At 51.5% G+C, this 1,549-nt stretch carries 2 tRNA genes and 3 rRNA genes; all 5 read right to left on the minus strand.

Annotated features, from left to right (window positions below):
- Positions 1-507 (minus strand): 23S ribosomal RNA (locus ACFVQB_RS34345); the annotation flags it as partial.
- Between the two features lie 206 nt (positions 508-713).
- Positions 714-789: transfer RNA gene (locus ACFVQB_RS34350), tRNA-Ala, on the minus strand.
- 22 nt (positions 790-811) lie between these two features.
- A tRNA-Ile gene (locus ACFVQB_RS34355) sits at positions 812-888 on the minus strand.
- Between the two features lie 37 nt (positions 889-925).
- Positions 926-1,042: ribosomal RNA gene (rrf, locus tag ACFVQB_RS34360) — 5S ribosomal RNA — on the minus strand.
- A gap of 105 nt (positions 1,043-1,147) precedes the next feature.
- A 16S ribosomal RNA gene (locus ACFVQB_RS34365) occupies positions 1,148-1,549 on the minus strand; the annotation flags it as partial.

Here is a 1,549-nt window from a genome sequence, read left to right on the forward strand (position 1 = left end):
ACTGCTTCACTATCGGTCGCTAGGAAGTATTTAGCCTTGGCAGATGGTCCTGCCGGATTCATACGGGGTTTCACGTGCCCCGCACTACTCGGGATACATCTCGGAGAGAACCAACTTTCAATTACAGGGCTTTTACCTTCTTTGGCGGGCCTTTCCAGACCTCTTCGCTTAATCGGTTCCTTTGTAACTCCATGTGAGACGTCCCACAACCCCAAAGAGCAAGCTCTCTGGTTTGGGCTTCTCCGCGTTCGCTCGCCGCTACTGACGGAATCACTATTGTTTTCTCTTCCTCAGGGTACTTAGATGTTTCAGTTCCCCTGGTATGCCTCTACACAACCTATGTATTCAGTTGTGAGTAACTGGAAATTACCCCAGCTGGGTTTCCCCATTCGGACACCCCCGGATCAAAGCTTGCTTACAGCTCCCCGAGGCAGTTTCGTTGTTCGCCACGTCCTTCATCGGCTCCTAGCGCCTAGGCATCCTCCGTGTGCTCTTAGTAGCTTAACCATTCCGCTCGTGTTCGAGCTGTCGCTCCGCTTGTTTTGGACTGCGTCCAAAGCCAAAAGTCGCTCCATTTCGATCACTCGCTCATGCAATCTACCGTTTTTATTGAAACTTGTTTTAACACAAGTTCAGCTTAAAAAGGAATGTTCTAAATCGCAAAATTTCGTTTCGATATCTAGTTTTCAAAGAACAAGCTTGTAAAATCTTGTTGGTGGAGCCAAGCGGGATCGAACCGCTGACCTCCTGCTTGCAAGGCAGGCGCTCTCCCAGCTGAGCTATGGCCCCATATTAGATTTTAAGGTATACATGGTGGGCCCTGGTGGACTCGAACCACCGGCCTCACCCTTATCAGAGGTGCGCTCTAACCAACTGAGCTAAGGGCCCACATTATATATCATATTGAAACCCGTAATGGGTTTACGCTTGGCGGCGTTCTACTCTCCCAGGACCCTGCGGTCCAAGTACCATCGACGCTGAAGGGCTTAACGGTCGTGTTCGGGATGGGAACGTGTGGAACCCCTTCGCTATCGCCACCAAACGTTTGAGAGTTTGAGCTCTCAAAACTGAGCAACGAGTGAGTAACTAGCCGACCTGGCTAGATTTTGTATTTGAATGTTTCCACTCGGGAAACGATTCTCCATAGAAAGGAGGTGATCCAGCCGCACCTTCCGATACGGCTACCTTGTTACGACTTCACCCCAATCATCTATCCCACCTTCGGCGGCTGGCTCCTTGCGGTTACCCCACCGACTTCGGGTGTTATAAACTCTCGTGGTGTGACGGGCGGTGTGTACAAGACCCGGGAACGTATTCACCGCGGCATGCTGATCCGCGATTACTAGCAATTCCGACTTCATGCAGGCGAGTTGCAGCCTGCAATCCGAACTGAGACCGGCTTTTTAGGATTCGTTCCACCTCGCGGCTTCACAGCCCGTTGTACCGGCCATTGTAGTACGTGTGTAGCCCAGGTCATAAGGGGCATGATGATTTGACGTCATCCCCACCTTCCTCCGGTTTGTCACCGGCAGTCACCTTAGAGTGCCCA

This window comes from Paenibacillus sp. NPDC057886, assembly GCF_042796655.1.
Lineage (GTDB): Bacteria > Bacillota > Bacilli > Paenibacillales > Paenibacillaceae > Paenibacillus.